This is a genomic window from Desulfurivibrio dismutans (assembly GCF_029210385.1).
Lineage (GTDB): Bacteria > Desulfobacterota > Desulfobulbia > Desulfobulbales > Desulfurivibrionaceae > Desulfurivibrio > Desulfurivibrio dismutans.
The window spans coordinates 1-4,399 of the sequence record NZ_JARGDQ010000018.1; the positions used below are offsets into that span (position 1 = coordinate 1).

Below are 4,399 nucleotides of genomic sequence, written 5' to 3' on the forward strand. Positions count from 1 at the left end.
AGGTTGGCAATGTTTCGATAGCCGCTAAGAACTCTGACGATTTCCAGAGTGGCGGATTTTACGCGGTAAAAGATAATGTATTTTTTGACGGGCAAGGTGCGAAGGCCGGGAATCAGCTCATTCCTCTCCCTGCCGATCTCTGGTGAATCGCAGAGAGACGATATCAACCAAGTCTTTTTGTGGCTGGTCGGTATCCTGGCCCTCTACCACCAGGCGGGGTATGAGGGGTGAATTCAGGCTGTAGCCAGCCGTTCATCGTGGCGTTTCTTCGGAGCCTTCGGCTTCTTAATGGTGACGTGTGGCTCCAGCCCGGCAGTAGTGGCCATGTCAATCATTGAATCTAACGAAAACAAAGTGATTTTACCGCGCATCAGATCGGACATGCGGGGCTGTGTGATGCCAAAGAGCCGGGCAGCTTCGGCCTGGGTTTTTCCGCTGGCCTTTACCCAGCTTTGCAGGGCAATCATAAGTTCTGCCCGAGCACGCATGCTGGCGGCCTGCCGAGATGTGTCTTCGATGGCATCCCAGACACTGGTGAATCGTTGTCCCTTGTTGCTCATTGCTGTTGCTCCTTCATCAAGTCTTTGTAACGTTTTCGGGCCAGGCGGATATCCTTCTGGCTGGTTTCCTGCGTCTTCTTCTGAAAACAGTGCAGGACATAGATCGCGTCGGCCAGCTTTGCCAAGTAGACGACCCGGAAGGTGCCGGCTTCATCTCTGGTGCGAATTTCTTTGACGCCCTGGCCGATAGTGGTCATGAACTTCCAATCGTTCGGTTCCGCGCCGCGTTGCACCAAGTCCAGCTGGAACCCGGCTTCTTGCCGAGCACTGTTTGGGAAGGTGCGCAAGTTTTCGAGGGAGTCACCAAGAAATTCTACTGGTTTGATCGTCATGAGGTAAATATACAAGAACTTGTAACTGTAAAGCAAGAAAAAAGTAAAATTGCAGATCAATGGGGTCAGAGTCATTGATTTTCTGCCAGCAGTGGTTATCATGCACTCAGCACTCAGCACTCAGCACTCAGCACTCAGCACTCAGCACTCAGCACTCAGCACTCAGCACTCAAGGAGACGCCTCATGCCCCGCTTGCCCCGCCTTTATTATCCCGGCTGCGCCCAGCATGTGATCCAGCGTGGTAACAACCGGGAGGCTTGTTTTTGCACTGTTGGAGATTATAAAGCCTATCTGTCTTTCCTCGAAGAAGCGGCCGTCAAATACCAAGTGGCTATCCACGCCTTTGTGCTGATGACCAATCACGTGCACTTGCTGCTGACACCCGGCGACGAACTGGGCGTCAGCCGGATGATGCAGGCTCTGGGCCGAAAGTACGTTCAGTACTTCAACTTTACTTATGGCCGTACCGGCACCCTGTGGGAGGGGCGCTACAAGTCCACGCTGGTGAGTGCGGACAATTATCTGCTGACGGTGTACCGCTACATCGAGATGAACCCTGTGCGGGCAGGCATGGTGGACCACGCCTCGGAATACCCTTGGTCCAGCTACCAGGGAAATGCTCTTGGCAAGCCCGTCCAGCTATTGACAGCACATCCGCTGTATGACCAGTTGGGCAAAACCGACGCGGAGCGACAAAGTGCTTATCGCGCACTGTTTCGCGATAAAATGCCGGAACGGGATTTGATGGCGATACGGGAAGCAACGAACAAGGCCTGGGCATTGGGTGATGATCGATTCAAGGCTCAGGTGGAAGCCATGACCGGGCGGCGGTCAGCACCCCTGGGGCGTGGAGGCGATAGGAAATCGTCGGCGTTCAGGGAGGTGCGAAGTAAGTAAAATCAACGACTCTGACCCCTTTGATCTTAAACCGGACGTGCGGTTTTCCCGCATCCGACTTTCCAATGTTCTTCACGCCAAAGCATGCGTCAATCCCCAACCCGCTTTCCCGGAAACCTTCAGCAGCCCATAACGTTCGTAGAGATCGCGTCGTGGAAATCGGAAAAACCGGGACAGATTTATTTTTTGAAGGGCCACTAAGGGTGCAGATTTGAAATCTGATCCCGATCCCAAGCTCTTGACTTCCCGCCCCGGTTTGACTAATTTCAAGCATGAGACATCGGTGAAATCGACCAACCCCAACCCCGGTGAGCCCCCCGATGACCAGCCCTGAAGAGAGTGTGCAAGATGACCTTGACAGCCCTTGGAAAGAGGCTCTGGAGCGCTACTTTCCAGAATTTCTCGGCCTGCTCTTCCCGGTGGTGGAACGGGAGGTGGACTGGTCGCGAGGGTTCTCCTTTCTCGATAAGGAGATGCTGCAGGTGGTGCGGGACAGCAACCATGGCCGCCGCTATGCCGATAAGCTGGCCAAAATCTATACCCATGACGGCACCGAAACTTGGCTGCTGATCCACGTCGAGGTCCAGGGCCGGGTGGATCAGGATTTTGACCAGCGAATGTTCGTCTACAACTACCGCATCTTCGACCGCTACCGGGTTGAAGTTCTCAGCCTGGCGGTGATCACCGGCGGCAGTGACGCCAAGATTGGCGAGTACCGCCGGGAGCGGGCCGGTTGTCGGCTGTTGTTCCAATTCCCCAGTTGTTCGCTGCAGGAATGGGCCGGCCGCTGGTCGGAACTGGAGGCCTCGAACAATCTCTTCGCGGTGGTGGTGATGGCCCACATCAAAGCCAACGAGAGCCGCGATGGTGACCACCGCTTGTACTGGAAGATGCAGTTGATCCGGATGCTCTACCAGCGTCAATACTCCCGCGCCGACATCCTGGAGTTGTTCCGGGTGATCGACTGGGTACTCACCCTGCCGGTGTCGGCCCAGGAACGATTTATCGCAGAACTCAAAGCCTTCGAGGAGGAAATGAAAATGCCTTATGTAACCAGTGTTGAACGGTATGGCCGTGAGCAGGGGCTTAAAGAGGGTATCAGCCAAGGTATCAGCCAGGGTATCGGCCAAGGAGAAAAACTGGGTGAGGTTAAGCTCCTGCTCCGTCAGCTTGAACTCAAATACGGCCCCCGTGCAGCCGCTGATTGGCGCAAGCGGGTAGAGGAGGCCGATTCCCAGTCCCTTCTTACGTGGTCGGAGAAAATCCTGACCGCCAATACCATAGATGAAGTCTTCCATTGATCCTTTCGGAAAAATTGGGGTCAGACACCAATTCCCCCTCTCTGGGAGGAAAAAGCATGAAGGCATATCAGTATTCCGTGGCCCGCAAACGTCTTTCCGAGTTGCTTGATACCGCCAAAAAGGAAGAAGTGCTGATCAAGCGCAGGGGTGGGGAAACTTTTTCTCTGGTGTACAAGAAAACCAGTCAATCACCTTTTGATGTTCCCGGAATCACGACAAAATCCACGACTGGGGATATTCTTGGCGCGATTAGAGAGTCGAGGGAAGGGTGACCATGGCGGACAAAAGGAGAAGCCCATGATGGAACGCGATGAAACCCTGCGTCTGCTGGCCGAAGCCAAGCCGGAACTGGCGGCACGGTTCGGGGTGGTCAGGCTGGTCCTGTTTGGTTCGGCGGTCCGTAACGAGGCACGTCCGGACAGCGATGTGGATATATTGGTGGCTTTTGACGGCCCGGCTACCTCGCGGCGTTATTTCGGTGTGCAATTTTACCTGGAAGATCTTCTGGGGTGCCCCGTTGATCTGGTTACCGAAAAGGCTTTGCGTAAAGAGTTGCGACCTTTCATCGAGCAGGAAGCGGTCAATGTCTGAACGACGGTGGCAGTTTTACATCGATGATATGATCGATTTTGCTGAAAAAGTGCTGGCCTATACGGCCGGTTTTGATCAGTCCCGTTTTGTCGCCAGCGGCCTGACTTATGATGCCACCGTCCGTAATCTTGAATTGTTGGGCGAGGCGGCGTCACATGTTCCTCGGGAGGTTCGCGCCTCGGCCCCCGAAATCCCCTGGCGGCAGATAATCGCTACCCGCAATCGGCTGATCCACGCCTATCTGGGTATCGATAACGATATATTGTGGAATATTATTGAAGAAGATATTCCTGCTCTGTTGCCCAATCTGAAACAATTGAAGAAACGACTGGATTAAGATGAACTTGGAAAAATTGGAGTAAGACACCAATTTCCATTATCGATACTATTCCGTTCGATTCAGTCGTCCCAATGTTCGGATACGCCAAGGCTGTTCGCTGGTCAGCGGGTCAAACGGTTCGTGAATATCGAATCCGTGGGCATGCGCAAGCTGGCAATGTTGAACCGGGCCGGCAAGCTTGACGATCTGCGGGTGCCGCCAGGCAATCGTTTGGAAGCGTTGCAAGGAAACCGGGCCGGGCAGTACAGCATTCGCGTTAACGAGCAGATGAGGATCTGTTTTGTGTGGACACCGGAAGGCCCCAAGGATGTCGAGATTGTCGATTACCACTGAAGGAGTATGGACCATGCGCAAAGTTCCCTATCCACATCCCGGCG

Annotated in this window: 9 protein-coding genes; 6 read left to right on the plus strand and 3 right to left on the minus strand. The window is 54.1% G+C overall.

Annotated elements, in window-relative coordinates:
- From P0N66_RS12960 to P0N66_RS12655, 3 genes are all read right to left on the minus strand, one after another.
- A partial coding sequence (locus P0N66_RS12960) for a type II toxin-antitoxin system RelE/ParE family toxin (RefSeq protein WP_431190053.1) occupies positions 1-167 on the minus strand: 167 nt, incomplete at its 3' end.
- 66 nt (positions 168-233) lie between these two features.
- On the minus strand, positions 234-560 hold the full coding sequence (locus tag P0N66_RS12650) for a helix-turn-helix domain-containing protein (protein WP_275805978.1): 327 nt from the start codon (positions 558-560) through the stop codon (positions 234-236).
- Positions 557-892 (minus strand): type II toxin-antitoxin system RelE/ParE family toxin, encoded by a 336-nt coding sequence (locus P0N66_RS12655; protein ID WP_431190054.1) that lies wholly within the window; start codon positions 890-892, stop codon positions 557-559. Before P0N66_RS12655 ends, P0N66_RS12650 begins: the two co-directional genes overlap by 4 nt.
- Positions 893-1,076: 184 nt before the next feature.
- Here P0N66_RS12655 and P0N66_RS12660 point away from each other — a divergent pair, with 184 nt between their 5' ends.
- The 6 genes from P0N66_RS12660 to P0N66_RS12685 all read left to right on the plus strand — a co-directional run bounded on the left by P0N66_RS12660 (position 1,077) and on the right by P0N66_RS12685 (position 4,355).
- On the plus strand, positions 1,077-1,790 hold the full coding sequence (locus P0N66_RS12660) for a transposase (RefSeq protein WP_275805982.1): 714 nt from the start codon (positions 1,077-1,079) through the stop codon (positions 1,788-1,790).
- 320 nt (positions 1,791-2,110) lie between these two features.
- Positions 2,111-3,091: an RpnC/YadD family protein gene (locus P0N66_RS12665; protein ID WP_275805984.1), complete on the plus strand. Its 981-nt coding sequence runs from the start codon at positions 2,111-2,113 to the stop codon at positions 3,089-3,091.
- A gap of 56 nt (positions 3,092-3,147) precedes the next feature.
- Positions 3,148-3,363, plus strand: coding sequence for a type II toxin-antitoxin system Phd/YefM family antitoxin (locus P0N66_RS12670; RefSeq protein ID WP_275805986.1), 216 nt, complete (start codon positions 3,148-3,150; stop codon positions 3,361-3,363).
- A 28-nt stretch (positions 3,364-3,391) separates the two neighbouring features.
- On the plus strand, positions 3,392-3,682 hold the full coding sequence (locus P0N66_RS12675; protein ID WP_431190055.1) for a nucleotidyltransferase family protein: 291 nt from the start codon (positions 3,392-3,394) through the stop codon (positions 3,680-3,682).
- Positions 3,675-4,019 carry a HepT-like ribonuclease domain-containing protein gene (locus P0N66_RS12680; protein WP_275805990.1) on the plus strand — a complete coding sequence of 115 codons (345 nt, stop codon included), beginning with the start codon at positions 3,675-3,677 and terminating at the stop codon, positions 4,017-4,019. Before P0N66_RS12675 ends, P0N66_RS12680 begins: the two co-directional genes overlap by 8 nt.
- A 45-nt stretch (positions 4,020-4,064) precedes the next feature.
- Positions 4,065-4,355, plus strand: coding sequence for a type II toxin-antitoxin system RelE/ParE family toxin (locus P0N66_RS12685; RefSeq protein WP_431190056.1), 291 nt, complete (start codon positions 4,065-4,067; stop codon positions 4,353-4,355).
- Positions 4,356-4,399 lie beyond the last annotated feature (44 nt).